At 64.3% G+C, this 23,091-nt stretch carries 30 protein-coding genes, 1 tRNA gene and 1 pseudogene; 22 read left to right on the top strand and 10 right to left on the bottom strand.

All coding sequences use genetic code 11. The annotated features are described in order from the left end of the window. The first annotated feature begins 15 nt into the window (after positions 1-15). Together NMP98_RS00645 and NMP98_RS00650 are read left to right on the top strand one after the other, a co-directional pair. Positions 16-1,083, top strand: a complete 1,068-nt coding sequence (locus NMP98_RS00645; protein ID WP_254859495.1) for an aminotransferase class I/II-fold pyridoxal phosphate-dependent enzyme — start codon at positions 16-18, stop codon at positions 1,081-1,083. A 42-nt stretch (positions 1,084-1,125) separates the two neighbouring features. Continuing rightward, positions 1,126-1,800, top strand: a complete 675-nt coding sequence (locus tag NMP98_RS00650; RefSeq protein ID WP_254859496.1) for an HAD family hydrolase — start codon at positions 1,126-1,128, stop codon at positions 1,798-1,800. A gap of 3 nt (positions 1,801-1,803) precedes the next feature. Here the strand turns inward: NMP98_RS00650 and NMP98_RS00655 are convergent, their stop codons facing one another. The 3 genes from NMP98_RS00655 to NMP98_RS00665 form a co-directional block, all read right to left on the bottom strand. Further along, entirely contained in the window at positions 1,804-2,754 is a 951-nt protein-coding gene (locus NMP98_RS00655; protein WP_254859497.1) for a M48 family metallopeptidase, read from the bottom strand. Between the two features lie 24 nt (positions 2,755-2,778). After that, positions 2,779-4,398, bottom strand: coding sequence for a GTPBP1 family GTP-binding protein (locus tag NMP98_RS00660; protein ID WP_254859498.1), 1,620 nt, complete (start codon positions 4,396-4,398; stop codon positions 2,779-2,781). A gap of 131 nt (positions 4,399-4,529) precedes the next feature. Further along, positions 4,530-5,210, bottom strand: a complete 681-nt coding sequence (locus NMP98_RS00665) for an HAD hydrolase family protein (protein WP_254859499.1) — start codon at positions 5,208-5,210, stop codon at positions 4,530-4,532. Positions 5,211-5,264: 54 nt separating this feature from the next. Between NMP98_RS00665 and NMP98_RS00670 the strand changes: the two genes are divergently transcribed. Next, a complete protein-coding gene (locus NMP98_RS00670) occupies positions 5,265-6,128 on the top strand; it encodes an MBL fold metallo-hydrolase (RefSeq protein ID WP_254859500.1) in 864 nt (287 codons plus the stop codon). 17 nt (positions 6,129-6,145) lie between these two features. On the opposite strand, the gene NMP98_RS00675 is transcribed toward NMP98_RS00670, so the two are convergent. Then, positions 6,146-6,559, bottom strand: a complete 414-nt coding sequence (locus NMP98_RS00675) for an Lrp/AsnC family transcriptional regulator (protein WP_254859501.1) — start codon at positions 6,557-6,559, stop codon at positions 6,146-6,148. 102 nt (positions 6,560-6,661) lie between these two features. On the opposite strand from NMP98_RS00675, the gene carA reads away from it, so the two are divergent. Continuing rightward, the gene (carA, locus tag NMP98_RS00680) at positions 6,662-7,726 is read left to right on the top strand and encodes a glutamine-hydrolyzing carbamoyl-phosphate synthase small subunit (protein WP_254859502.1); all 1,065 of its coding nucleotides are present in this window, start codon (positions 6,662-6,664) and stop codon (positions 7,724-7,726) included. A gap of 152 nt (positions 7,727-7,878) precedes the next feature. Here the strand turns inward: carA and NMP98_RS00685 are convergent, their stop codons facing one another. The 5 genes from NMP98_RS00685 to NMP98_RS00705 form a co-directional block, all read right to left on the bottom strand. Beyond that, positions 7,879-8,955: a hypothetical protein gene (locus tag NMP98_RS00685; protein WP_254859503.1), complete on the bottom strand. Its 1,077-nt coding sequence runs from the start codon at positions 8,953-8,955 to the stop codon at positions 7,879-7,881. A 56-nt stretch (positions 8,956-9,011) separates the two neighbouring features. Next, entirely contained in the window at positions 9,012-10,349 is a 1,338-nt protein-coding gene (hmgB, locus tag NMP98_RS00690) for a hydroxymethylglutaryl-CoA synthase (RefSeq protein ID WP_254859504.1), read from the bottom strand. A gap of 63 nt (positions 10,350-10,412) precedes the next feature. Further along, entirely contained in the window at positions 10,413-11,909 is a 1,497-nt protein-coding gene (locus NMP98_RS00695) for a hypothetical protein (RefSeq protein ID WP_254859505.1), read from the bottom strand. A gap of 51 nt (positions 11,910-11,960) precedes the next feature. Beyond that, on the bottom strand, positions 11,961-12,539 hold the full coding sequence (locus tag NMP98_RS00700; RefSeq protein WP_156708088.1) for a DUF2150 family protein: 579 nt from the start codon (positions 12,537-12,539) through the stop codon (positions 11,961-11,963). 89 nt (positions 12,540-12,628) lie between these two features. Next, on the bottom strand, positions 12,629-12,940 hold the full coding sequence (locus NMP98_RS00705; RefSeq protein WP_254859506.1) for an MTH1187 family thiamine-binding protein: 312 nt from the start codon (positions 12,938-12,940) through the stop codon (positions 12,629-12,631). Between the two features lie 51 nt (positions 12,941-12,991). Between NMP98_RS00705 and NMP98_RS00710 the strand changes: the two genes are divergently transcribed. Then, positions 12,992-13,885: an alpha/beta fold hydrolase gene (locus NMP98_RS00710; protein ID WP_254859507.1), complete on the top strand. Its 894-nt coding sequence runs from the start codon at positions 12,992-12,994 to the stop codon at positions 13,883-13,885. A gap of 172 nt (positions 13,886-14,057) precedes the next feature. On the opposite strand, the gene NMP98_RS00715 is transcribed toward NMP98_RS00710, so the two are convergent. Continuing rightward, positions 14,058-14,128, bottom strand: a tRNA-Gly gene (locus tag NMP98_RS00715). Between the two features lie 202 nt (positions 14,129-14,330). Between NMP98_RS00715 and NMP98_RS00720 the strand changes: the two genes are divergently transcribed. From NMP98_RS00720 to NMP98_RS00800, 17 genes and pseudogenes are all read left to right on the top strand, one after another. Then, positions 14,331-15,170 (top strand): putative RNA uridine N3 methyltransferase, encoded by an 840-nt coding sequence (locus NMP98_RS00720; protein WP_254859508.1) that lies wholly within the window; start codon positions 14,331-14,333, stop codon positions 15,168-15,170. Positions 15,171-15,176: 6 nt separating this feature from the next. Continuing rightward, positions 15,177-16,187: a 50S ribosomal protein L3 gene (locus tag NMP98_RS00725; protein WP_254859509.1), complete on the top strand. Its 1,011-nt coding sequence runs from the start codon at positions 15,177-15,179 to the stop codon at positions 16,185-16,187. A gap of 3 nt (positions 16,188-16,190) precedes the next feature. Continuing rightward, entirely contained in the window at positions 16,191-16,937 is a 747-nt protein-coding gene (gene rpl4p, locus NMP98_RS00730; RefSeq protein ID WP_254859511.1) for a 50S ribosomal protein L4, read from the top strand. Then, a complete protein-coding gene (locus tag NMP98_RS00735; protein ID WP_156708082.1) occupies positions 16,934-17,182 on the top strand; it encodes a 50S ribosomal protein L23 in 249 nt (82 codons plus the stop codon). Before rpl4p ends, NMP98_RS00735 begins: the two co-directional genes overlap by 4 nt. 2 nt (positions 17,183-17,184) lie before the next feature. Beyond that, entirely contained in the window at positions 17,185-17,916 is a 732-nt protein-coding gene (locus tag NMP98_RS00740) for a 50S ribosomal protein L2 (RefSeq protein WP_156708081.1), read from the top strand. Beyond that, the gene (locus tag NMP98_RS00745) at positions 17,913-18,335 is read left to right on the top strand and encodes a 30S ribosomal protein S19 (RefSeq protein WP_254859513.1); all 423 of its coding nucleotides are present in this window, start codon (positions 17,913-17,915) and stop codon (positions 18,333-18,335) included. The genes NMP98_RS00740 and NMP98_RS00745 overlap by 4 nt, the downstream gene beginning before the upstream one ends. A gap of 2 nt (positions 18,336-18,337) precedes the next feature. Then, positions 18,338-18,805 (top strand): 50S ribosomal protein L22, encoded by a 468-nt coding sequence (locus NMP98_RS00750; RefSeq protein ID WP_254859514.1) that lies wholly within the window; start codon positions 18,338-18,340, stop codon positions 18,803-18,805. Continuing rightward, positions 18,805-19,725 carry a 30S ribosomal protein S3 gene (locus NMP98_RS00755; RefSeq protein ID WP_254859517.1) on the top strand — a complete coding sequence of 307 codons (921 nt, stop codon included), beginning with the start codon at positions 18,805-18,807 and terminating at the stop codon, positions 19,723-19,725. The genes NMP98_RS00750 and NMP98_RS00755 overlap by 1 nt, the downstream gene beginning before the upstream one ends. Continuing rightward, the gene (rpmC, locus tag NMP98_RS00760; protein ID WP_156708077.1) at positions 19,725-19,934 is read left to right on the top strand and encodes a 50S ribosomal protein L29; all 210 of its coding nucleotides are present in this window, start codon (positions 19,725-19,727) and stop codon (positions 19,932-19,934) included. The genes NMP98_RS00755 and rpmC overlap by 1 nt, the downstream gene beginning before the upstream one ends. Further along, positions 19,931-20,209, top strand: a complete 279-nt coding sequence (locus tag NMP98_RS00765) for a ribonuclease P protein component 1 (RefSeq protein WP_254859519.1) — start codon at positions 19,931-19,933, stop codon at positions 20,207-20,209. Before rpmC ends, NMP98_RS00765 begins: the two co-directional genes overlap by 4 nt. After that, positions 20,200-20,529, top strand: a pseudogene (locus NMP98_RS00770) (30S ribosomal protein S17); the annotation flags it as partial. The gene NMP98_RS00765 and the pseudogene NMP98_RS00770, both read left to right, overlap by 10 nt. 14 nt (positions 20,530-20,543) lie before the next feature. Next, the gene (locus NMP98_RS00775; RefSeq protein WP_254859525.1) at positions 20,544-20,942 is read left to right on the top strand and encodes a 50S ribosomal protein L14; all 399 of its coding nucleotides are present in this window, start codon (positions 20,544-20,546) and stop codon (positions 20,940-20,942) included. Further along, positions 20,939-21,295, top strand: coding sequence for a 50S ribosomal protein L24 (rplX, locus tag NMP98_RS00780; RefSeq protein ID WP_254859527.1), 357 nt, complete (start codon positions 20,939-20,941; stop codon positions 21,293-21,295). Before NMP98_RS00775 ends, rplX begins: the two co-directional genes overlap by 4 nt. Then, the gene (locus tag NMP98_RS00785; RefSeq protein WP_254859529.1) at positions 21,292-21,999 is read left to right on the top strand and encodes a 30S ribosomal protein S4e; all 708 of its coding nucleotides are present in this window, start codon (positions 21,292-21,294) and stop codon (positions 21,997-21,999) included. Before rplX ends, NMP98_RS00785 begins: the two co-directional genes overlap by 4 nt. Then, positions 21,996-22,526, top strand: a complete 531-nt coding sequence (locus NMP98_RS00790; protein WP_254859531.1) for a 50S ribosomal protein L5 — start codon at positions 21,996-21,998, stop codon at positions 22,524-22,526. Before NMP98_RS00785 ends, NMP98_RS00790 begins: the two co-directional genes overlap by 4 nt. Continuing rightward, positions 22,523-22,696 carry a 30S ribosomal protein S14 gene (locus tag NMP98_RS00795; protein ID WP_156708070.1) on the top strand — a complete coding sequence of 58 codons (174 nt, stop codon included), beginning with the start codon at positions 22,523-22,525 and terminating at the stop codon, positions 22,694-22,696. The genes NMP98_RS00790 and NMP98_RS00795 overlap by 4 nt, the downstream gene beginning before the upstream one ends. 2 nt (positions 22,697-22,698) lie before the next feature. Next, positions 22,699-23,091, top strand: coding sequence for a 30S ribosomal protein S8 (locus NMP98_RS00800; RefSeq protein ID WP_178917618.1), 393 nt, complete (start codon positions 22,699-22,701; stop codon positions 23,089-23,091).

Genomic DNA, 23,091 nt, shown 5'->3' on the forward strand with positions numbered 1-23,091 from the left:
CGTTCCATCGTCTACATGCAAATCCCACCGTTCGCCCTCGAACGCTGGTTCGAGGAGGTCGAATACGACGCCGACATCATGCTCGCCGAAAGCGGCATCCGGCCGCTGGATGCGAGCCGTTTCGACACCGACCCCGGGCGACTCGGCTACGTCGTCCCGACGGCCGGCGCCCCCGAGTTTCGCGCTGCCATCGGCGACCATCACGGTCGAAGCGCCGAGGAGACGCTGTTCACCTGTGGCACACAGGAGGCAAACTTGTTGGCTTTTCTCGCCGTGGTCGAAAACCACACCGTCGTCGTCACGCCGACCTACGGGTCGCTGACGTCGCTACCGGCGTCGCTGGGAGCGACGGTGACGGAGGTCCCGGTCGAGGAGGATGGGTGGACACTGGACGCCGATGCTGTCACGGAGGCGCTCCGGCCCGATACCGACTGCGTGGTCATCAACAACCCGAACAATCCGACGGGGCGGTACCACGACGAGGCGACGATCCGGGCCATCTACGAGGCGTGTGCGGACAACGGGACGTACCTACTGTGTGACGAGGTGTACCGACTGCTGGCCGACGAACCCATCCCACCTGTCGCGAGTTTCGGCCGATACGGCGTCTCGACGGCGGGCGTCTCGAAGTCCTTCGGTCTGGAAGGATTGCGGTTCGGGTGGCTGTGTGCCGCGCCCGAGGTCGTCGCCGCCGCCACGAACTGGAAGGATTACACGACCATCGCGCCGCCGGTCTTCGGCCAACACGTCGCCGAACAGGCCTTCGAACGCCGGGAGGAACTACTCGAAGAGAACCGCGACCTCGCGGCCGACCACCGTGCCCTCGTCGCCGAGTTCCTCGACGAGCGCGGCCTCGCGTGGTCGGACCCCGACTGCGGCGTCAACGCCTTCGTCGAGGTTCCCGAGGGGTTCGCCGGCGGGGAGTCGTTCTGTCGGGGGCTGGTCGAGGAGGAATCAGTCGTCCTCGCGCCGGGTGAGGCCTTCGGCTACCCCGACCGGTTCCGCATCGGCTACGGGCTCCCGACGGCGGAACTCGAAGAGGGCTTGGGTCGGGTGGCGGCGTTTCTCGACCGCCATCGCTGAGTTCGCGAGCGATTTTTGTCCGTCGGCTTCGAACACCGATTCGTGCAACAGGAGGTCGAGGCCGTCCTCTTCGACGTCGACGACACGCTGTGTCGGTATCGCCGTTCGGGCGCGGAACTGCTGGCGGCGTCCTTCGAGCGGACGGGCGTAGAGCCGTTCATCACCGTCGAGGAGTATCACGACCGCTACCCGGAGTTCGTCGATTCGAGCGATTCGATGGTCGACCTCCGCGAGCGGTGTTTCGCGGCTATCGCCGACGAGAAGGGGTACGACCCGGCCACCGGCCGGGAAATCGCGCAAATCTACGCCGACGAGCGCGACCACGGCAATGTCGAACCGCTGCCGGGCGTCGACCGCGCGCTGTCGGCGCTGTCGGAGTGGCCGCTCGGCGTCGTCACGAACGGCGCGCCGTCGATGCAACGGCGAAAGCTCGAGGCGCTCGGACTGGCGGAATCCTTCGATGTAGTCGTCCACGCCGGCTACGACGCTCCGGCGAAACCCAGTCCCGAACCGTTCGAGGCGGCGCTGTCGACGCTCGACGTGCGACCGGAGCGGACGGTTCACGTCGGCAACTCGCTGGGGTCGGACGTTGCGGGCGCCCGTGCGGCCGGGGTGGGTTCGGTGTGGGTACCGGACACCGACGAACCGGCCAACCCAGAGCCGGATTACACCGTCTCGTCGCTGTCGGACCTCCCGTCGCTTCTCGGCGTCGAGTAGAGCCTACCGGGGCGTTCGACGCCCGTCGTCGGCGTTCGCGGTCGCCATTCGAACGAGTCGCTCGATGCGCTCTTCCATCCGCGGATGTGTCGCCAGTAGTCGCGTCAACAGTCCGCCCTCGTCGCCGTGGATGTACAGCGGCGAGAGGGTTCCCCACCCCGGCGTGGCGGCGCGCTCGATTTTCACGAGTGCCCGCGCGAGCGCGATTGGATTCCCCGTCGCTTCGACGGCGCGGTCGTCGGCGGCGTACTCCCGGCGGCGGGAATGGGCACGCAGCGCCAGCGTCAGCACGAACAGCAACAGCACCACGAACTGCGCGACGCGAAACTGGACGATGGCGAGGTGCTCCGAGAACGGTCGGGGCGTTTCGCCACGGAGCCACGAGAGCGCCCGAAAGACGCCGCCGACGAGGAGGCCGACCGGCAGCAACGCGAGATACAGGACGCCTCCGACGGTTCTGACCTGCGTGTAGCCGAGCGTCTGAATCAGCCCATCGCGGCTCTCCAGGTGGGCGAGTTCGTGGGCGACGACGGCCTCCAGTTCCTCGGCAGTCAGTATCCTGAACAGGCCGTAATCGAGGACGAGCGCACCACCGCGGGCGGTGCCGAGTGCGAGGGCGTTCGGGGCGTCCATACGGGCGGTGTACACCGTCACGTCGTCGACGCCGATATTTCGCCGGAGGGTGTCGACGCGGGCGTAGAGCCACGGCGCCTCGGCCTCGGTGAGTTCTCTGGTGTCGAGTTCCGACAGCAGCGCTGCGGTGCCGAGTCGGTAGCTCAGATAGCCGACGACGAGCGTGGCGACGACGAAGTAGGCGACGGCGCGTGCGGGGTCGGGACGGAGTTGCCACACCACCGTGAGCAACTGATAGCCAGCGAGGGCGGCCAGCAGATAGCCGGCGAGAAGCGTCGCACCGGTGAGCGCCATCAGGAACCGCAGACGGAGCCGTCCCATTGCCGGGTGAAACGTGCTGCCGCGTTAGGAGCCTTCCGTCCGGTCGCCGTCGATCGATACGTCGGTGACCGTCCCGACGCCCTTCGAACGGCCTTCCCGGAACACGAACCGCTGGCCTTCCTCGACCATGTAGGGTCGGAACTTGAATCGGACGCGAGCGCGGCCGGTGTCGCCGGGGAGCAACTGCCCGCCCTCGGGGTGAATCGAGACGGTCTCGGAGACGGTTTCGAGGTGGACGACGGGTTCGTAGCCGTCGTCGATGCGGGTCGGATGATTGAGGACCATCACATCGGCCTCGAACTCCCGGACTGGGTCGGGGTCGTCGTCTCGGGGAAGTAGCACCATCCCGCGTTCGATGTCGGCCTCGCTGATGCCCTTCAGCGCGATACCGACGATGCGACCCGCCGAGGCCTCGTCGACGCGGTGGTAATGCATCTCGATGGAGCGGACCTCGACCTCGCGGAAGGCGCCGTCGGCCAGCGGGCCGACGAGCAACTCGTCGCCGGCTTCGACGCTGCCCGAACGGACGGTTCCGGAGGCCACCGCACCGACGCCCGTGACGTTGTAGGTGCGGTCGATGTACATCGAGAAGTCGCCCTCGGTGGCGCTCGTCTTCGGGAGGTGTTCGAACAGTTCATCGAGAACGGGGAGTCCCTCCATCGTCACCGCAGACGTCGAGAGGACGGGGACGACCTGTTCGTTTATCTCTTCGATTGCGGCCTCGACGCCGTGGCGGTCGACCGACAGCGGCGTCTTGTCGGCGTTCCGAAGCAGGCGTTCGACCTCGCGTTCGACCTCCTTGACGCGTTCTTTGGACACCATATCCGCCTTCGTGATGGCGACGACGGTGGGGAGTTCGGTCGCCAGCAGGATACCGAGGTGTTCCCGGGTCGTCTTCGTCGGACCGTCGTCGGCGGCGACGACGAGCAGGCCGTAGTCGAGTTTCTGACCGACGAGGCCGCGAATCGTCGTCCGAAGCCACGGTTCGTGGCCGACGGTGTCGACGAAGGAGACCAGCCGGTCGGCCTCCTCGACGACGCGAGCGCGGTCGGACTTCCGGTGGGGGTTGTCCATCCGGACCGGTCCTTCCTCGTCGAAGCCGTAGACGCCATAGGAGAGGTCGGCCGACAGCCCCCGGTCGACTTCGTGGGGCTGGACGTCGAGGAAGCCGCGGGTGCCGCCCTGTCCGTCGTCGGGGTCGCCGGTGACGAGCGAACCAACGAGCGTCGACTTGCCGTGGTCGACGTGGCCGGCGGTTCCGACGACGATGTGGTCGTCATCAACGTCGAGGACGGCGCCCTCCTGTAGGGTGGCGACACCGACGATACCCTCCTCGATGCCCCACGTCTGTACGTCGTCGATGTGGGCGCCTGCCTCCTCGGCGAGCATCGACAGTACGTCCATCGACTCGGAGAAGGCCTCCGGCGAGATGCCGGCGATACCGCCGTCGTCGGTGACGCCGACGACGTAGGTGGCCTCGCCGTCGCCCGACAGCACGCGATGACGCAGTTGCGCGGCGAGTGATTCCAACCGCCCGTCTGCGAGGTGGACCGAGCGAGTGAGCCGTTCCTTGAACTCGACGCTGCCGCCCTCCTGTTCGCCCCGTTCGAGGGCGCGCTGGAGTGCGGCCCGGTCGGCGCTCATGTGAGCGACGGTAACAACCACACGGGCAAAAGCTTTCCCCGGGAATAGGCAGAAACAACCGTTTGATGCGGCTGTATGTGGTGTTTTTCGACTGTACGTCTCCGGAGCGGTACGAACGGGTTCGAGTGTGGTCACCATCCGGTTCGAATCGCCTCCAGCGCCTCCAAGAATCCGTCCGCGAAGGCGCCGTCGGTGACCACGTCGGCGGCCGAAAGCGCGTAGTCGTCGGCGTTGGCGACGGCGTAGGCCTTCCCGGCAACTCCGAACACCTCGGCGTCGTTCTCGGAATCGCCGACGGCGACGAACTCCTCCGGGTAACAGTCGAGCAGGCGCGCGGCGGTCTTCAGCCCCTCGCCTTTGTCGACCTCGGGCGATTTGACGTGGTAAGCGTAGCCGGTGTCGACCACGTCCATCCCGTGGTCGGCGGCGATGCGCTCCAGCGGTTCCAGCGGTCGCTCCCGGGAGACGGCGAGTTCGGTCTCACGCCAGCGGTTCACCATGTCGACAGGGCCCCACCCGAGGTCGTAGCCCGCTTCGAGGTAGTCGGCGGCGACCGCGTCCGCTCCCTCGGGGTCGCCGTTGTACACCACTTCGCCCGCCTCCTCGATGTACACCGCGCCGCCGTTCTCGGCGATGACGTTCAGCGGAATCCCGAGGAACTCACAGAGGCCGACGGGGTACGGGAAGGACTTCCCGGTGGCGATGACGACGGGGGCCTCCCACGCGCGAAGCGCATCGAAGACGCGGGGGTCGATGGACTTGTCCGGCCGGGTGAGCGTTCCGTCGATGTCGGCGGCCAGCGGCGGTACCATACCGGCGTTCGGAACGCCGCAGGTATCAAGCCACCCCCTTCCGTACGGCGGTACGTGACGGTTACACACGCACTTGACGACATCTACACTGTCGACCCACATCTGATGGAGACGCCCGGTGCGCTCACGTTGTATCTCATCGACGCGCCGAAACCGACCATCGTCGACACCGGCGCGGCGGATTCGGTCGACCGGATTCACGACGCACTGAGCGAAGTCGGCATCGCGCCCGAAGCGGTCGAACACGTCCTCGTCACGCACGTCCACCTCGACCACGCGGGCGGAGCGGGTCATCTCGCCGACGACCTGCCGAACGCGACCTTCCACGTCCACGAGAAAGGGTTGCCCTACGTCACCGACTCCGAACAACTGAACCGGCTGAAACGCAGCGTCGACCGGGCGATGGGCACCGAGAACGCCTACGGAGAGCCGAAACTGCTCCCGGAGGAGCGTTGTCGCTCCGTCGGTGGCGGCGAGGTAATCGACCTCGGCGACCGCGAACTCGAACTCGTCGATGCGCCCGGCCACGCACCGCATCACTTCGCCGCCTACGACCCCGCAACCGAGGGCCTATTCTCCATCGATTCGGCGGGAATGCACCTCGCCGGCGAGATGCGGCCCACGACGCCACCACCGGGGTTCGACCTCGAAGCCAACCTCGACACCGTCGCTCGACTCCGGGAGTTCGACCCCGAGAAGAACTTCTACGGCCACGTCGGTCCGGGAGGCGACGACGCCGTCGGCGAACTCGACCGCTACGAGGAGATGTTACCGGAGTGGGTCGACCTCCTCGCAGAGCGTCGCCAAGAACACGACGACGACATCGGTGCTATCGTCGAATCGCTCGCTGACCGCTGGCTGAGTCCGACGGTCCAGCGGGACGTGGCCGGTGTGTTACAATACCTCGACAATCGGTAGTCCGCGGGATCCAATCGCTATCCCAACTTCTCGTCGAGGATGAGTCGCGTCTTCGTGGAGACGACTTCGTCGAGTTCCCGCGCTCGGGTGATGAGGTCGTTCAACGTCCCCGTGTCGGCGGTGTCGACGACGACGACGATGTCCTCCTCGCCGGAAACCTGCCAGACGAAGTCGACCTCGGTCCAGTCGGCGATGTCCTCGGAGATGCCGCCGGTGTCGACGTCGACGGCGACGCCGACCTCTATCATCGCCTTGACGTTGCCGGTTCGGGTGGCGATGGTGAACCGTTCGATGACGCCGTCTTCGAGCAGTCGCTCGACGCGGTTTCGGACGGTCCCCTCGCTGGTCCCGACGCGGTCGGCAATCTCCGTGTAGGGGGTTCGGGAGTCCCGCCGGAGGATGGCGAGTATCTCGCGGTCGAGGTCGTCCATTGAGATGTGACGATTCAGACTGCCCCCACTTACCGATTACGAATTTCGTAACGAATCTTCGAACACAAGCGTTATTTGGGGGTGCTTCATACGCATCTCGTAATGACGGATGCCTACGTGGCGCTGGAAAGCGGGCGTGTCGTGGAGGCACGCGCTCGCGCTCCCGGCCGCAGTCGTGGTGAACTGGTGTTTACGACAGCCTACACCGGCTACGAGGAGTCGCTCACTGACCCGAGCTACGAGGAACAGGTGTTGACGTTCTCGTATCCGCTCATCGGCAACTACGGCGTCCGAGAGGAGCGCTTCGAGTCCGACCGCGTCCACCCCCGGGCAGTCGTCGCCCGCGAACTCACCGAAGACATCGCCGAGTGGCTCGAAAGTGAGGGCGTCCCCGCAGTCGACCACCTCGACACGCGCGACCTCGTGACGGGCATCCGGGAGGGCGGTGCGATGAAGTGCGGCATCGCTGCCGGCCCCGACGCGACCCCCGAGACTGCCAAGGAAGAACTCGCCGACTGCAAGGGTATGAGCGAGCACACCGACATCGGCTCGCAGGTATCCACCGACAAGCGACTCACACACAACGCCGACGGCGACGGCCCCACCGTCGCACTCATCGACTGCGGCGCGAAGGGCTCTATCACCGAATCGCTCGTCGACCGCAATGCGACGGTCGAAATCCTCCCGTACGACGCGACGGTCGCCGACGTGGAGTCGGTCGACCCCGACGTACTGTTCATCTCCAACGGCCCCGGCGACCCCAAGAACTTCGAGGCCGCCGCCGCCCTCGTCGACGAGTACGTCGGTGAGTTGCCGCTGGCGGGCATCTGTCTCGGCCAGCAGGTCATCGCAGAAGCCCTCGGCGGCGAAACCGAGAAGATGGAGTTCGGCCACCGCGGCGTCAACCAGCCCGTTCAGGACCTCCGCTCCGAGAAGGTCGTGATGACGACCCAGAACCACGGCTACACCGTCTCCGAACCCGGACAGCTCGAAGTCACACAGATTAACGTCAACGACGACACCCCCGAAGGCCTCGAAAGCGACGAACTCGACATCATCACGCGTCAGTACCATCCCGAAGCGAACCCCGGCCCCAACGACACGCTCGACTTCTTCGACGACGTGCTCGCGCTGACCGAGAACGCACCTGTCGCCACCAAGCAGTAACCGAGGATTCTCGACGGGGAACCGTCGACTCTAAGCGGACTACTGACAACCACCTTTTCGGGCGTGGTATGCCGACGCAATGACGCTGCTTCCGTTGGTGTCACAGTTCGTGACGATGCGTGGATTGAACCGACGAGGGGTACGGGGTCGATTCAACTGGCGGACTGACCTCCGCAGATTTTGTTTTGGTAGAATCCGGAGCCTCTGAAACGGGTTTCCTCCAGTTGGTCGGCGGTCGCGTTTGCGAGGAACTCGTCGCCGCCGAGCCATCCTTCGTCGGTGTGGGCACCTTGGTCCGGTAATCCGGGTTTGTCGATGTGTCCGACGACGTTGTGCAGCAGCTCGTGAGTCATGACCCGGACCCGATTCGTGACGTTTCCATCGTAATCCGGGTTCTGAACCCCGGTGACGAAACTGCTGTAGCCCGGAGAGGAGCCCCAGCCGCTGTATCGAGTCGTCGGCTCGCCAAGGACGACGAGATGATGCCGACAGAGTCGTGGACCCATCCGTTCGGGGGTGTAATAGCGGGTGTGGTCGGCGCTATCACCGGCACCGAACCGGACCGGCTTACCGATGCTACCGCCCGATCCAACGTGAACGTCGATTCCCGTCGACCCATCGGGATTATCGACGGGCATCTCCGCCCACACCCTCCGGAGTTGCCGTTTCTCCCGCTGAGTCAGCGGGTCGACGTTCGAGCCGTGGACGACGTACACGTAGAGGTCGAGCCGTTCGACGGAGCCGTTCTCCAGTGGGGCGCCCTCCGGCGTCTCTCCGGCACGGAGCCACTCGTCGCGCAGTCGGTCGCCCGCAGTATCCGGCGATGGCCGGTCGTAGGTCGCCGAATTCAGGGCGACGGTTCCGTCGGCAGTACGGCGTATTTCACCGTCCTGAAACGCTTCTTCGAGGAAGCCACTGGCAGTTCCGCTCGCTCCGTTCCCACCATCGCCGCCGAGAGTACCAACGTCGCTGGGAATCGGTGCGGCAAAACCGAACACCACGAGCGACGCGAAGACGAAGCAGACGGCGAGGACGCCGGCAGGTCCTTCGGGAATCGCCTTCGAGCAGACCCATCGCATACCCGGAAGCACCCGACGAAGCACGGCGTAGAGGGCTCTCCCGGAGAGATACAGAACCACCAGCGTACACAGAAGGGAAATAACCGCCAGCAACGCGATTCCGGCCGGTGTCGTGAGGAACTCGAGAAACCCTTCTTCTGCCCCCGCCATGGGGATAGGGTCGCGATGTCGGTTGATAAACTATCGTGGCGTATCGGACGCCGAAGCTACTCCACGTAGTCGTACTTCCGTTCGCCCATGCGGCCCCAGCCGTCGAAGACGAACTCGCCGTCGGGGGCGGTGAACTCCTCGAAGCTCCGCTCTTCGTCGTGGTTGTGGGCGTCGTGAACCGTCTCGTACTCCGAGAAGGTGAGGTCGTAGCGCGATTCGAGCTGTTCGTCGATGTCCAGCGCCTCGATTTCGTCCTTCCAGCCCGGCTGAACCGTCTCGGCGTGGATTTCGGCCTGTGCGCCCGAACCGTAGGAGCCGACGAGCATCGTCGCACCCGTCGCGTCCTCGCCGGCCTCGGCGAGTTCCTTCAGTCCAGAGGCGCGGGCGACGTGGACGGACCCGGTGTACCAGTTGCCGACGTGTCGGGAGATGGTCAACGTCGGGTCGACGACCCGCTCGTACCACTCCCGGTATCGGTCGGTGTCCTGGAGGGCGTCGGTGTACTCCCGGACGGCATCGAGGTACTCGTCCTCGCCGTCGAAGGCTTCCTCGCGGGGCTGTGGCCCGATTTCCTCCGCGAGGGCGTCCTCGATTTCGGTGTTGCGAATCATGTGTCGGTACCCCAACACGGCGGCCTTCCGGACCATTCCCGGGAACGGCGTGTGGAACGGCACGAGTCGAATGTCGTAGGGGTGGACCTCGCCGGCGACGCTCTGGTAGTCCACCAATGCCTCTCGCATCCGCGCGAGATACACCTGCACCGAGCGCTTGCCGTCGACGCTCGGGAACTGCTGTTGGGGCTTCAGGAAGTCCGTCTCGTCGGCCGACCCATATCCCTGCTCGGTCGACAGTTCGACGAGCGAAGGGTCCTCGCTGATGAGCATCGCCACGGCGCCGGCGCCCTGTGTCGACTCGCCGGGGTCGTCCCGCGCATACAGCGCCGTGTCGGTGGCGATGACGAGCGCCGACCGACCGCGATTGCGCCCGGCCTGAATCCAGTTGTACGCGTCGTCGATGCTCTGGGTCCCCGCCACGCAGGCGAACTTCCGCTCGCCCTTGTTGGCGTGGTGGAAGTCACCCTCGAAGACCTGCTCCAGACAGCCCGCGATGTACGTCGAGACGGGCTTGGAGTGGTCGAACGCCGATTCAGTGGCCACGTCGATGCGGCCGATGTCCTCGGGTTCCAACCCCTTCCGCTCCATCAGTTTGTGGGCGGCGTTGGCCCCCATCGTCACGATGTCCTCGTAGGTGTCCGGGAAGGAACTGGCGTGCAGTCCCAGTCCCTTCGTGTACTTCTCGGGTTCGTCGCCCATCGCGGGCGCGAACGTCTCCGCGAGGTCGAGTTTCAGTTTGCCGGCGTGGATGGCGATGGCGTCGATGCCTACGCTGGTCATGTAAGTGGGGTTGGCGGTTTAGTATAAGTTTTTGTCGACGTGGAGTTCGTCGATTGTCGAATTTTAATTCGTACACTCTACCCAATCGCCATCAGAGAGTCTTGCTGTTTCACTGGCGCTGGAAAGAGTAGTACGCAGACATTCACCCCCTGATATACTTGCGCGTAATTCTAGCGGATATTTTTCCCCCTGTGGCTTAATATCGATTGTACCGCTCTGAACATTTCTTGTTTTGGATTGACCTCCAATAATTTCGAATGTAACTTGTGCTTGAGTTGTGAGTGTAAAATCAAATGTGGCTTCATTTGGGTTACCCGATTTCCCGCTTGCGGACGAGTCTCCGACCAAACTCTCAAAAGAAGCCGCGACTACGTCAACAGTGATTGTGTCAATGTCGTCTCCTCCACTGGCGTATAATACACCAGTATCATCAACTGACTCAAAGACTATTTTGAATCCCGGTGTTTCTCCGTCAGTGCCATCCGAACCAGTGAGCGCATCGGAGTCATCGATATTTGATACGATTCCTCCACTGTGGCCTGCGTCAATTACGACGTCATTAACCGGCGCACCTGAATTCCGATTGGTGACATCAACGAAGAATCCTGGGCTATTTACTGTAGACCCTGAATCAACTTCGATATCCTCAGTAGCACTGTCTCTGACTTGACTGTTCTCGTTGATAATCTTGGTAGTGTCCCACTGAACATTGTATGTCGCGTTGCCACCTGTTGCTGGGTTAGAGGGCCCCGGTGGCGAGAACGCAGGCTCACCATTCAATCCCGCAACCGCACATGATACACGATAATCGCCGCCGTCGAAATCCAACTCAACCTGATTCGTTCCGACATCACTCGCCGTCACGTCGGTTCGGTCCGACAAGATGTCGTCTTCCCACTCACCGGCGGAGAACCGAGACGGGAGCGTAATCGTCGGATTGCTGACTGTCGTACGGTATCGACTCGTTGCGTTTATTTCGATGTTTGAAACACCGACGGCGTTCTCGGATACCTCCCCGGTGAGCAATAGGAGATTGATACGGTCGTTTCCGCTTGCGGACTCGACGAGGCGCTGGTCACCGAAGATGTTCCCTTCACGGAACTGCCGCGTGGTGAATCGGTTCTCGTAGACGATAGAATTCGCGTTGTCGAATTCGGCATATCCGGGTCGGTATACGAGCGAACGAGAGGTAGCTGTCCCGCCGTCCCGACAGACGCTTACTGAACTCCCCGACTCGATAATCGATACTTCTCCTGCCTCTGTCGTCCTAAGACTTCCCGCAGCAGGCGGCGGATTCAACGCAAGCATTCGAGAGGGGTACTGCGGGCCGAGGTCGATGCTCGCCGACCGCGTGTCGCCGCTTTCGACCGCGTTGACGAGGTTGCTCTCCAGCTCTGCGAAGTCACTCTGCACGTCTTGGAAGTGGTTGAACTCCACCTCGGCGTTCTGATTCGGAACGGCGAACGCCTGATAGCCCGCAAAAGCCAAAATCAGTATCGTGAAAATAAGCAACGCCCCGATGACGACTGGTTGGCCACGTTCGTCATCGGCGAATGTCATAGCGACCATTCGCACGTCGAGAATAAAAACACCACGCCGAACTCGGCGGCGTTACTCGTCTTCGTCGATGACTTCGGGGTCGGCGAGGGCGGTTCCCAGCGAATCCAGTCCGTTCACCCACTCGGCGACGAGGCCGTACTCGATGTCCTCGGCCACGTCCATGTCTAGGGACTCGCCGTCGAACAACAGTGTCCCGGCTTGGGCGCAGTAGGCGAGGGCGGCGTCGACGTCCTCTTCGGCTTCGGCGTCGGCGGCCGCGCGGATGTACTCGGTGACCGAGCCCTCCTCCGGTGGGCCGCCGGCGACGTACTCCTCGGCGGCGTAGAAGACACAGACCAGCGAGGTCTGGACGCCGTCGATGAGCATGCGCTTTTCCTCGTCCTCGAAGTCGACTTCCGAGAGGACGATGTCGCGGACGCGGGCCAACTCCTCGAGGGCGGCATCGTCGTCGATTTCGCCGTCCTCGTACTCGGCGACGATTTTCACGACGGCGATGGCGGCGTCGTCCTGGAGGTTCAACAGCAGGCGTGCGGAATCCTCGTCCTCGGGGTCGATGTCCTCGTCCCGGAGTCGGTCGAGCCAGTTGTTCCACCGCTCTTCAGTGTAGTACTCGCCGGGGGGTGTGCTCATGCTCGAAGGTACGGTGGACGGGGGATATGCCTTTTCCTTGTCGCGCCGGATGCGTGTCGGTTCGCGGGGCGTGGTCGGTGCGTCGGGATTTAACGCTCCCGTCTGGCTTCACGACCGAGTTCTCGCTCGACGGCATCGACCTTCTCGTGGGCGCGCTGGTCGCGGGTTCGTTTGTCGTCGATTTTCAGGAACGTGCTCACGCGGTCGGCGTCGACGGCCTTGTGTGCGGCGCCGACCGCTGCGAGCAGCGTGTCGATGTCGTCGGCTTCGATGACGGTTCCCATCGGGTTGGTCTCGTAGGACACGTCGAACTCGTCGAGGGCGGCGACGGCCTCTGCGACCTCGCTGGCCATGCTGTCCTCGACGACCGGTGCGACGCTGAGGAGTGCGACGACGCTCATACCGGGAGGAGGGCATCAAGGGATAAATAGCCGCCCGCCGACGCCGTCTCCATGAGCGACACCGACTTCGACCGACTGTCGGTCGACGCCAACGGTCTCACCTTCGAATGTCTCCGCGCGGGCGACGGCGACCGCCTCGCCGTCTGCCTGCACGGCTTCCCCGACGACGCGGGGTCGATGGCGCCCATCCTCGAGACGCTGGCCGACGCCGGCTTCACCGCCGTCGCGCCGTACATGCGCGGCTACGGCCCGACCGACCCCGCACCGGACGGCGACTACTCGGCGACTGCCCTCGGTGCCGACGCGGTCGCTCTATCCGAGGCGCTGGGCGAGCGCTTCGAAACGGACGACGCTGTCCTCGTCGGCCACGACTGGGGTGCCGTCGCCGCCTACGCTGCAGACCGGGTCGACTCGACGGCGTTCTCGAAGATGGTCACGCTGGCCGTCCCGCCCGGGTTCGAAGGGTTGCTGTTGGAACACCCGCGACAGCTGCTCCGCAGTTGGTACATGTGGTTCTTCCAGATCCCGGACGCGCCGGAGCGCGCCCTCCGATGGCGGGAGTTCGCTCTCGTGGAGTTCCTCTGGGGACTGTGGAGCCCCGATTGGGACTACCCCGACGAGCGCATCGAATCGGTCAAAGAGACGTTCAGAACCGGCGAAACGGTCGAACACGCCGTCGAATACTACCGGGATACGGTCGGCCCGCAACTGTCGTCGATGGCCCGAGGGGACCTCCCCTCACTTGAGGACACGCCGCCCGTTGAGACGCCGACGCTCGCCATCGCTGGGGAGAACGACGGCTGTATCGGCCCGGCGCTGTTCGACCACGCCGGCGAGATCATCGCAGACTGTCGCGTCGTGCGCGTGCGCGAAGCAGGCCACTTCATGCATCAGGAACGGCCGGACGTGGTGACCGAGGAAATCGTCGACTATCTCGTCGAGTGATCGTCACCGAAACCCGTGGGGGGATGTTGAACCGGAGCCAGACGTGCTCGCTCACTCCGTTCGCTGCGCGCGACTGGCAGGGTTCAAATCACGGTTTCGAGTTCGTGGCTCCTGTCTGACGAGCAGGCCTCGCTTACGCTCGGCACTACTCGTCGGGTAGTCGCCACAAAAATGCGCTGGCGGGGATTTGAACCCCGGTTGTGACCATGGCAAGGTCACGTGATACCACTACACTACCAGCGCGCCCTTCGCATCAACTCGTACCGGGGAGATGAATAAAAGGCTTGCGAAACCGCCGACTGCGTGGCCGTCCGTCGCTTGGCAACGATCCACACTCCGAAACGCCTGTCAACGGCCGACACGGCGCGTGCATACCGCGATACTTTTAAGCTAGGATTTTGAAGGGATAGCACAGTCTGGTGAACGGAAACGGAAGCGACACGGCATGACACGCAGCGTACTCGTGCCGTCGTCTTTGACCCGGGAGGCCGAGGACAAACGCGAGGCGACTCGCAAACTCGGTTACGTCGCACGCGCGGCGGTCATCTTCCGGGTGGACCGACTCATCGTCTACCCCGACCGAGGGGGCGACGACGGGCGGTTCGGCGACGGGTTCGTCGACACGGTACTGTCGTACGCCGCAACGGCACCGTACCTCCGAAAGGAGGTATGGGCCCAGCGGGACGAACTGGAGTACGCCGGCATCCTGCCGCCGCTCCGCATCCGCTCACAGACCGGCTCCGGATCGGACGGTTCGGGGTCGTTAAGACAGGGAATCGTGACCGAGGTCGGATCTGACGGGCGCGTTCGGGTCAATTGCGGACTGCAACACCCGATCTCTCTCCCCGTTCCGCCATCGATGGCGGTCGAGGAGGGGGAGCGCGTCACCATCAGGGTCTCTTCGCGACGGCCGGTTCGCGCGAAACTCGTCGATGAACCCCTTCCGGGGTTCTCGGTGGAACGCGCGACCATCGACGACGCCCTCACACGACCGGACGCCGGCGTGCGCATCGCCGCCTCCCGGTACGGTGAGGAGTTGACGGTCGACCGTCTCGACCAACTGGTCGAGCGGACGGCCACCGACGGCCTGACAGTCACCTTCGGCGCCCCCGAGCGGGGACTGCCGGAGATACTCGACTGTCAGCCAGGCGAGGAGGTCATCAGCGATGACGAACCCAAAGCGCGGTTCGACCTTTGGCTCAATACGGTTCCGAACCAGGGTAGCGAGGTCGTGCGCACCGAAGAAGCGGTGTTCGCAACGCTCGCGCCCCTCACACTAGAGTGAGACACAATGCCACAACCAAGCAGACCACGCAAAGGCTCGATGGGCTTCAGCCCCCGCAGCCGTGCGGCCAGTGAGGTCCCGCGCTTCAACTCCTGGCCGGACGACGAGGGACAGCCCGGGCTCCAAGGCTTCGCCGGATACAAGGCCGGCATGAGTCACGTCGTTGCTATCAACGACGAGCCCAACTCCCCCCGAGAGGGCCAGGAGGAGACCGTCCCGGTGACCGTCGTCGAGACGCCACCGATGCGGGCTGTCGCCGTCCGAGCTTACGAAGACACGCCGTACGGACAGCGCCCCCTGACAGAGGTGTGGACCGACGAGGTCCACGAGGACCTCGAACGGGCACTGTCCGTCCCAGAAGAACAGACCGGAGACGCCGAAGGCCAGATTCGGGAGGCACTCGACGCGGGTGACCTCGCCGACGTGCGGGTCATCACCCACACCGTCCCGAGCGGCCTTTCGAGCGTTCCGAAGAAACGTCCCGACGTGATGGAGACACGCGTCGGCGGCGGTTCGCTCGCGGACCGATTCGAGTTCGGTCTCGACCTCGTCGACGACGGCGGGGAGCACGCGGCCACGGACGTGTTCCGTGCCGGCGAGTACGCCGACGTCGCGGGTATCACGAAGGGCAAGGGGACGCAGGGTCCCGTCAAGCGATGGGGCGTCCAGAAGCGGAAGGGCAAACACGCCCGACAGGGCTGGCGCCGACGTATCGGCAACCTCGGCCCGTGGAACCCCTCGCGCGTCCGGTCGACGGTCCCCCAGCAGGGACAGACCGGCTACCACCAGCGCACCGAACTGAACAAGCGCCTGCTCGCCCTCGGCGACGAGGAAGTCACCCCCGACGGTGGCTTCGTCAACTACGGCGAGGTCGACGGCGCCTACGCGCTGGTGAAAGGCTCCGTTCCGGGTCCGAACAAGCGCCTCGTGCGCTTCCGACCGGCGGTGCGACCTGCCGACCAACCGCGCCTCGACCCCGAGGTGCGCTACGTCTCCACCGTCTCCAATCAGGGATAACACATGAAGGCAACAGTACGTGACCTGAACGGCGACGACGCGGGCGAGGTCGACCTGCCGGACGTCTTCGAGACGCAGTTCCGGCCCGACCTCATCAAGCGCGCCGTCCTCGCCGCACAGGCCAACCGACAGCAGGACTCCGGTACAGACGAGTACGCGGGTCTTCGAACCCCGGCGGAATCCCACGGTAGCGGCCGCGGGATGGCGCACGTCCCCCGACAGAACGGGCGTGCCCGGGAGGTGCCCCAGGCCGTCTCCGGCCGACCGGCACACCCCCCGAAGGTCGAGAAGGACCGCGGACTCGACATCAACACGAAAGAGCGCAAACTCGCCACCCGCAGCGCCATCGCGGCGACCGCGGACGGCGACCTCGTTTCCGAGCGCGGTCACGACTTCGATGGGGACCTCGAGATTCCGCTCGTCGTCTCCGACGAGTTCGAGGACCTCCAGAAGACGAAGGAGGCCGTCGAGACGCTCGAGGCACTCGGTGTCTATTCGGACATCGAGCGCGCCGAGGACGGCAAGTCCGTCCGCGCCGGCCGCGGGACGACCCGTGGCCGGAAGTACACCCAGCCGAAGTCGATTCTCGTCGTCACGAGCGAGGAACCCTCGCTGGCCGCCCGCAACCTCGCGGGCGCCGACGTGACGACCGCTTCCGAGGTCAACACCGAGGACCTCGCACCCGGCACCCACGCTGGGCGACTCACGCTGTGGACCGAGAGCGCCCTCGAGGAGGTGGCCGAGCGATGACGCTGAAACACCCGCTCGTCACCGAGAAGGCGATGAACGCCATGGACTTCGAGAACAAGCTGCAGTTCATCTGTGACTCCGGAGCCACCAAAGGCGAAATCGCCGACGCCATCGAGGCGCAGTTCGACGTGGCCGTCGCGTCGATAAACACGCAGAATACGATGAACGGCGAGAAGAAAGCGACCGTGCGTCTCTCCGAGGACGACGACGCACAGGAAGTCGCATCGCGAATCGGGGTGTTCTGAACATGGGACGACGAATCCAAGGCCAACGACGCGGTCGCGGTACGTCCACGTTCCGGGCGCCGTCGCACCGCTACAAGGCGGACCTCTCGCACCGTAACGTCGAAGACGCGGACGTCATCTCCGGTGAGGTCGTCGATATCGAACACGACCCCGCACGGAGTGCGCCGCTCGCCGACGTGCAGTTCGACGACGACGACCGCCGACTCGTCCTCGCTCCCGAGGGCATCACCGTCGGCGACACGATTCAGGTCGGCGTCTCCGCCGAAATCGCCCCCGGAAACACGCTCCCACTCGCGGAGATTCCCGAGGGCGTTCCGGTGTGTAACGTCGAACGACAGGCCGGCGACGGTGGGAAGTTCGCACGCGCTTCCGGCGTGAACGCGACGCTTCTCACTCACGACCGCAACGCAGCGGTCGTCCAGTTGCCCAGCGGCGAGATGCGCCGCCTGTCGCCGGATTGCCGCGCCACCATTGGCGTGGTCGCCGGCGGCGGACGAACGGAGAAGCCGTTCGTCAAGGCCGGCAACAAGCATCACAAGATGAAATCGCGGGGTACGAAGTACCCGCGCGTCCGCGGTGTCGCGATGAACGCCGTCGACCACCCCTTCGGTGGCGGCGGCCGACAGCACCCCGGCAAACCCAAGAGCATCTCCCGGGACGCGCCGCCGGGCCGCAAGGTGGGCGATATCGCCTCCAAGCGGACCGGTCGGGGCGGCAAAGGAGGTAGAGAATGAGTTCGGAATACCAAATCGGCCACGAGGGTGACTTCACCTACCGTGGTCACACGCTCGACGAGTTGCAGGAGATGGAACTCGACGAGGTTGTGGAACTGCTTCCCGCCCGACAGCGGCGAACCATCAAGCGGGGCCTCTCGACTGAAAAGCAGAAACTGCTCGAGAAGGCACGCTCGCGTGGCGCCGAGGAAACCGCGAACGACCCGATTCGAACCCACCTGCGGGATATGCCGATCCTGCCGGAGTTCGTCGGATTGACGTTCGCCGTCTACACCGGCCAGAGCTTCGAACGCGTCGAGATAGAACCCGAGATGATCGGGCACTATCTCGGCGAGTTCCAGCTCACGCGTTCGTCCGTCGAACACGGACAGGCGGGCATCGGGGCTACCCGCTCCTCGAAGTTCGTCCCGCTCAAATAATCATGGGAATCAGCTACTCAGTCGACGCCGACCCCGAGAAGACGGCGAAAGCCATGCTTCGGGAGCGTCACATGAGCCACAAGCACAGCAAGGAGATCGCCCGCGAAATCAAGGGCAAGACCGCTTCGGATGCGGTCGAATACCTCGAAGCGGTCGTCAATGAGGAGAAGTCCGTTCCGTTCAAGTCCCACAACTCCGGTGTCGGTCACCGAAACGACATCGAGGGCTGGGACGCGGGACGGTACCCCAACAAGGCCTCGAAGGCCTTCCTCGACCTCCTGGAGAACGCCATCAACAACGCCGACCATCAGGGATTCGACGGTGAGGCGATGACCATCGCCCACATCGCCGCCCACAAGGTCGGCGAGTCGCCGGGACAGAAACCCCGCGCGTTCGGTCGCGCCTCGGAGTGGAACACTCCGCAGGTCGACGTCGAACTTATCCTCGAAAGCGAGGAGGAGAACGAATAATGGCAGACGAACACCAATTCATCGAGAACGGGCTTCAGCGAACCCAGATCGACGAGTTCTTCTCGGAAGAACTCTCCCGTGCCGGCTACGGCGGTATGGACGTCGCGAAGACGCCGATGGGCACCCAGATCGTGCTCAAGGCCGAAAAGCCCGGTATGGTCATCGGCAAAGGCGGGAAGAACATCCGAAAAATCACCACTGAACTGGAGGAGCGGTTCAACCTCGAAGACCCCCAAATCGACGTTCAGGAGGTCGACGAACCGGACCTCAACGCCCAAATCGTCGCCGACCGACTCGCCAACGCCCTCGAACGGGGTTGGTACTTCCGGAAGGCCGGCCACACGACCATCGACCGCATCATGGACTCCGGCGCACTCGGCGCCGAAATCGTCCTGAGCGGAAAGGTCACGGGCGCACGCTCACGCGTAGAGAAGTTCAACCGTGGCTACATCAAGCACAACGGCGAACCCGCCGAGACCATCGTCGACAGCGGCGTCGGCGTCGCGGTCATGAAACTCGGCACCATCGGCGTGCGTGTGAAAATCATCCCGCCGAACGCGGAACTCCCCGACGACTTCGAGGTCTACGAGGACGTCGAAGTCGAGGACTTCGTCGAAGAGCCGGAAGGCGAAATCGAGGACCTCCTCGAAGAGCCCGAGGATGCCGAGGGCGAATCCGTCGGCGCCGACCCCGAGGAAGTCGCCGAGGACGCGGCGGAAGCGGAGGTCCCCGACGACATCGAAGAGGAAATCATCGACGAGGAGGTCGACAGCGAGGAAGGCGCAGCGCCGACGTCGCCACCGGACTCCGCGGAAGAGGAGGAACCGGAAGAACTCGACGAGGACATTGAGGCCGAGGCGGCCGACCTCGTCGAGGAGATGGAAGCGGACGAAGACGAAAACGAGGAGGCTGAGGAATAATGGCCATCCTACACGTCGACGAAATCCGCGACATGACGCCCGCCGAGCGCGAGACGGAGCTCGAACAGCTCGAAACCGAGCTGCTCAACGAGAAGGCCGTCCTCGCCGCCGGTGGTGCCCCGGAGAACCCGGGTCGCATCGGCGAACTCAAACGAACCATCGCGCGCCTGAAGACGGTTCAGCGCGAGGAGGGCGACTTCGAAGAATGACCCCGAAGTCGCTCGTTCGCCACGAACTCGCCGGCCTCGATGTCGAGGTCACCGATTCGCCCAATCCCGACCTCGTCGGGATAGCCGGGCGCGTCGTCGACGAGACGACGAACACGCTGCTCGTGGCGACGAGCGATGGGGTCAAACAGGTGCCGAAGGCCGCGGCGACGTTCCGGTTCACCGTCGATTCCACCGACGTGGTGGTCGAGGGTGACCGACTCGTCGCTCGCCCTGCCCGACGCACCGAGCAGATTGGAGGTTCACTATGGCAATAGGACTCGACGTAACTCAGCCTCCGGAGCCGGAAAATCCGGAGGAGTACGACTACGAGACGTGTCCGTTCTTCGGTGAGTTGCCCGTCCGAGGGCAGGTCATCGAGGGGACGGTCGTCTCGACAGACATGGAACGTACCGTCGTCGTCGAGCGAGAGTACGACGTGAAGGTACCCAAGTACGACCGCTACATGAAGCGGCGGTCGCGCATTCCGGCCCACGTGCCGGAGGTACTGGAGCCGCTCTCGGTCGGCGATGAAGTAAAGATTGCAGAGACGCGACCGCTCTCGAAGACGAAGAGCCACGTCGTTGTCGAAGTCACGGGAGGTGAGGAGTGATGGAGGCGCTGAACGCCGACGTCACCCAGGGTCTCGAGAAAGGCTCGCTCATCACCTGTGCCGACAACACGGGCGCCCGAGAGCTGAAGGTCATCTCCGTCGCCGGCTACTCGGGGACGAAGAACCGACACCCGAAGGCGGGTCTCGGTGACAAGGTGACCGTCTCGGTCACGAAAGGGACGCCGGAGATGCGGCGGCAGGTGCTGGAAGCGGTCATCATCCGCCAGCGCAAGCCGGTCCGCCGTCCGGACGGCACGCGCCTCAAGTTCGAGGACAACGCGGCCGTCATCATCGACGAGAACGAAGAGCCCCGCGGGACCGAACTCAAGGGTCCCATCGCTCGTGAAGTCGCAGAGCGGTTCGGGAGCATCGCCAGCACGGCGACGATGATAGTATGACACGACAACCAACCAAACAGCGCAATCGACAGGAGCGCGCCCCGCTGCACGAGAAGCAAAAGCAGGTTCGTGCACCGCTCTCGCCGGAACTCCGCGAGGAGTACGGCCAGCGTAGCGTCCGCGTCAACGTGGGCGACACCGTTGAGGTTCAACGCGGTGACTTCGCCGGCGATTCCGGCGAAGTCGCCGACGTTGACCTCCGTGCGGCCGTCATCCACGTCGAGGACGTGACCCAGGAGACGGCGGACGGCGAGGAGGTTCCCCGTCCGCTCGAAGCCAGCAACGTTCAGGTGACCGAGCTGGACCTCTCCGACGACGTGCGCGAGGCGCGACTGGAGGAGGATAACGAATGACGAAACACCAGAAACGACTCTCGGTTCCGAAGTCGTGGCCGGTTGAGCGGAAAGAGGAGACCTACACGACGAAGGCCGCCGCGGGTCCGCACGGCGAAGAGGGGGTTCCGCTCCTCATCGTCCTGCGCGACGTGCTCGGCTACGTCGACTCGAAGAAGGAAGCGCGCTACGCGCTCGAACAGGACAGCGTTCTCATCAACGGGAAAGCCGTCTCCGACGAGCGCCGTCCGGTCGGGATGTTCGACATCCTCGCGTTCGTCGAACGTGAGGAGTACTACCGCGTGTTCCCCGACGAGGGAGGTCGGCTCTCGCTGACGCCCATCGACGAGGAGTCCGCGGGTTCGAAACTCGGCAAAATCATCGGCAAGACGCAGGTTACTGGCGGCGACACGCAGTTGACGCTGCACGACGGCCAGACGCTGCTCGTCGACGACGCTTCCGAGTACGATGCGAACGATTCCATCGTCGTCTCCAACGACGACGGCGAGGTCGTCGCCCACTTCACCTACGAGGAGGGCGCCCTCGTGACGGCCGTCCGTGGCGCACACGCCGGTCAAATCGGGACCATCGACGAGATTCAGGTCACGCCCGGTTCCTCGGCGAACAACGTCCTCATCGAGGGCGACGACGACCGCTTCGAGACGGTCGAAGAGTACGTCGTCGTCATCGACGAGAACTTCACGGACGGAGGTGACGGCGAATGAGTTCGGAATCTGCCGACTCGGAGTTCCACGAGATGCGCGAGCCGACCGTCGAGAAGGTCGTCGCCCACATGGGCGTCGGCGAAGGCGGTGAGCCGCTTGCGACCGCCGAGAGCATTCTCGGCGAGATTACCGAACAGCAGCCGGTTCGAACGACGGCCAAACGCACCATTCAGGACTTCAACGTCCGCGAGGGCGACCCCATCGGTGCGAAGGTCACGCTCCGCGGCGAGGCCGCGGAGGCGTTCCTCGAGACGGCCTTGGAGATTGCCGACATCTCGGCGAAGCAGTTCGACGAGACCGGCAACTTCAGTTTCGGCATCGAGGAGCACACCGAGTTCCCGAGCCAGGAGTACGACCCGACCATCGGGATTTTTGGTCTCGACGTGACGGTCAACCTCGTCCGGCCGGGCTACCGCGTGACGAAGCGCGACAAGGTGTCCCAGCCGATTCCGTCGAACCACCGACTGACCGCCGAGGACGCCATCGCGTTCCTCGAAGCGAACTACGACGTGGAGGTGACCGAATGAGCGAATCCGAACAAGAGACAGGCGAGCAGGCCGCAAAGCGAACGGGCCAGCTCGAAGCATGCCAGCGCTGCGGGCGCGAGCAAGGACTCGTCGGCAAGTACGACATCTGGCTGTGCCGACAGTGCTTCCGCGAAGTCGCCCGTGGCATGGGCTTCAAGAAGTACAGCTAACAATGGCGGACAACGACCCACTGGCCAGCGCGCTGTCGGGCCTCGACAACGCCGAGAGCGTCGGCCACTTAGAGCAGACGATACAGCCCGCCTCGAACGAAATCGGCTCCGTACTCGAGGTCTTCTACGACCGCGGGTACGTCGACGGATTCCAGTTCGTCGACGACGGGAAAGCCGGTCGATTCGAGGTCGAACTGAAAGGAGCGATCAACGAGTGTGGCGCGGTCAAGCCCCGCTATTCGGCGGGTGCAGATGACTTCGAGAAGTGGGAGAAGCGATTCCTCCCCGCCCGTGACTACGGGACGCTCGTCGTCACGACCAGCCACGGCGTGATGAGCCACTACGAGGCCCGCGAACAGGGCATCGGTGGCCAAGTGATCGCATACGTCTACTGA

It is taken from the genome of Natronomonas gomsonensis (assembly GCF_024300825.1).
Taxonomy (GTDB): domain Archaea; phylum Halobacteriota; class Halobacteria; order Halobacteriales; family Haloarculaceae; genus Natronomonas; species Natronomonas gomsonensis.

Excerpts from the sequence above, each read along its gene's own strand:
- NMP98_RS00790 (WP_254859531.1), top strand. The coding sequence starts at position 21,996 with ATGAGTTCGGAATCTGCCGACTCGGAGTTCCACGAGATGCGCGAGCCG.
- NMP98_RS00710 (WP_254859507.1), top strand. The coding sequence starts at position 12,992 with ATGAGCGACACCGACTTCGACCGACTGTCGGTCGACGCCAACGGTCTC.
- NMP98_RS00800 (WP_178917618.1), top strand. The coding sequence starts at position 22,699 with ATGGCGGACAACGACCCACTGGCCAGCGCGCTGTCGGGCCTCGACAAC.
- NMP98_RS00750 (WP_254859514.1), top strand. The coding sequence starts at position 18,338 with ATGGGAATCAGCTACTCAGTCGACGCCGACCCCGAGAAGACGGCGAAA.
- NMP98_RS00745 (WP_254859513.1), top strand. The coding sequence starts at position 17,913 with ATGAGTTCGGAATACCAAATCGGCCACGAGGGTGACTTCACCTACCGT.
- NMP98_RS00695 (WP_254859505.1), bottom strand. The coding sequence starts at position 11,909 with ATGACATTCGCCGATGACGAACGTGGCCAACCAGTCGTCATCGGGGCG.
- NMP98_RS00775 (WP_254859525.1), top strand. The coding sequence starts at position 20,544 with ATGGAGGCGCTGAACGCCGACGTCACCCAGGGTCTCGAGAAAGGCTCG.
- NMP98_RS00645 (WP_254859495.1), top strand. The coding sequence starts at position 16 with ATGCAAATCCCACCGTTCGCCCTCGAACGCTGGTTCGAGGAGGTCGAA.
- NMP98_RS00655 (WP_254859497.1), bottom strand. The coding sequence starts at position 2,754 with ATGGGACGGCTCCGTCTGCGGTTCCTGATGGCGCTCACCGGTGCGACG.
- NMP98_RS00705 (WP_254859506.1), bottom strand. The coding sequence starts at position 12,940 with ATGAGCGTCGTCGCACTCCTCAGCGTCGCACCGGTCGTCGAGGACAGC.
- NMP98_RS00740 (WP_156708081.1), top strand. The coding sequence starts at position 17,185 with ATGGGACGACGAATCCAAGGCCAACGACGCGGTCGCGGTACGTCCACG.
- NMP98_RS00700 (WP_156708088.1), bottom strand. The coding sequence starts at position 12,539 with ATGAGCACACCCCCCGGCGAGTACTACACTGAAGAGCGGTGGAACAAC.
- rplX (WP_254859527.1), top strand. The coding sequence starts at position 20,939 with ATGACACGACAACCAACCAAACAGCGCAATCGACAGGAGCGCGCCCCG.
- NMP98_RS00735 (WP_156708082.1), top strand. The coding sequence starts at position 16,934 with ATGACGCTGAAACACCCGCTCGTCACCGAGAAGGCGATGAACGCCATG.
- NMP98_RS00685 (WP_254859503.1), bottom strand. The coding sequence starts at position 8,955 with ATGGCGGGGGCAGAAGAAGGGTTTCTCGAGTTCCTCACGACACCGGCC.
- hmgB (WP_254859504.1), bottom strand. The coding sequence starts at position 10,349 with ATGACCAGCGTAGGCATCGACGCCATCGCCATCCACGCCGGCAAACTG.
- NMP98_RS00795 (WP_156708070.1), top strand. The coding sequence starts at position 22,523 with ATGAGCGAATCCGAACAAGAGACAGGCGAGCAGGCCGCAAAGCGAACG.
- NMP98_RS00665 (WP_254859499.1), bottom strand. The coding sequence starts at position 5,210 with ATGGTACCGCCGCTGGCCGCCGACATCGACGGAACGCTCACCCGGCCG.
- carA (WP_254859502.1), top strand. The coding sequence starts at position 6,662 with ATGACGGATGCCTACGTGGCGCTGGAAAGCGGGCGTGTCGTGGAGGCA.
- NMP98_RS00725 (WP_254859509.1), top strand. The coding sequence starts at position 15,177 with ATGCCACAACCAAGCAGACCACGCAAAGGCTCGATGGGCTTCAGCCCC.
- rpmC (WP_156708077.1), top strand. The coding sequence starts at position 19,725 with ATGGCCATCCTACACGTCGACGAAATCCGCGACATGACGCCCGCCGAG.
- rpl4p (WP_254859511.1), top strand. The coding sequence starts at position 16,191 with ATGAAGGCAACAGTACGTGACCTGAACGGCGACGACGCGGGCGAGGTC.
- NMP98_RS00660 (WP_254859498.1), bottom strand. The coding sequence starts at position 4,398 with ATGAGCGCCGACCGGGCCGCACTCCAGCGCGCCCTCGAACGGGGCGAA.
- NMP98_RS00765 (WP_254859519.1), top strand. The coding sequence starts at position 19,931 with ATGACCCCGAAGTCGCTCGTTCGCCACGAACTCGCCGGCCTCGATGTC.
- NMP98_RS00755 (WP_254859517.1), top strand. The coding sequence starts at position 18,805 with ATGGCAGACGAACACCAATTCATCGAGAACGGGCTTCAGCGAACCCAG.
- NMP98_RS00720 (WP_254859508.1), top strand. The coding sequence starts at position 14,331 with ATGACACGCAGCGTACTCGTGCCGTCGTCTTTGACCCGGGAGGCCGAG.
- NMP98_RS00675 (WP_254859501.1), bottom strand. The coding sequence starts at position 6,559 with ATGGACGACCTCGACCGCGAGATACTCGCCATCCTCCGGCGGGACTCC.
- NMP98_RS00785 (WP_254859529.1), top strand. The coding sequence starts at position 21,292 with ATGACGAAACACCAGAAACGACTCTCGGTTCCGAAGTCGTGGCCGGTT.